The following is a 749-nucleotide window of genomic DNA, read 5'->3' as shown; positions in this document are numbered from 1 at the left end:
TTCCTGGTATGTTGAATCCTGAAGCCAAAGAAGTTGTGCGTAGTGAGTGGGAGAGGGCAAATACAGGATTAAACAATGCGCAACGAATTGCTATTTTAGATGCGGGATTAGAGTTTCAAAGCATATCAATGCCATTAAAAGATGCTCAATTCGTAGAAGGTATGAAATACGACAAAACCGATATTGCTATGCTCTATAACATTCCCATGCATATGGTCAATGAATTAGAAAGATCTACGCATAACAATATGGAACAACAGTCATTGGATTTTATTCAGAATACACTTAGCCCCATTATCAAACAGTGGGAAGAAGAATTTACGTATCAATTATTTTCAGAGCGAGAGCAATTAAGATATTACTCTAAATTTAATCTTACTAGCTTATTACGTGCGGATTCGAAGTCGCGCGGTGAGTTTTACAAAACGATGTGGGAAATTGGTGGCTTTGATATTAATAAAATATTGGAGCTTGAGGATATGGACGGTATTGGAGAAATGGGTAATAAACGTTTCGTATCACTTAACTACACAACACTTGATCTTATAGAAGAGTATCAACGTGCGAAATCAGGCGCATCGAAAGGGGGTGAGGAAAATGAAGAAGAATAGAAATTATCCTGTTTACATGAGTGCAGGATCTCATCAGTCAAATCAACTTATGACGGTTAAAAACCTCACCGAAACATCGGCAGACTTATACATTTATGGTGAAATTGTAGACAACACAGATTATAAATGGGACGAAGC

The 749-nt window shown here is 37.2% G+C and carries 1 protein-coding gene; it reads left to right on the top strand.

The features are described from left to right. On the top strand, positions 1-611 hold a 611-nt coding region (locus tag JCM19043_RS15785; RefSeq protein WP_156321457.1), incomplete at its 5' end, for a phage portal protein. Positions 612-749 lie beyond the last annotated feature (138 nt).

This window comes from Halolactibacillus sp. JCM 19043, assembly GCF_001310395.1.
Lineage (GTDB): Bacteria > Bacillota > Bacilli > Bacillales > Amphibacillaceae > Halolactibacillus > Halolactibacillus miurensis.
The sequence above is the reverse complement of the archived record's forward strand: the minus strand, read 5'-3'. Positions and strand labels throughout refer to the sequence as shown.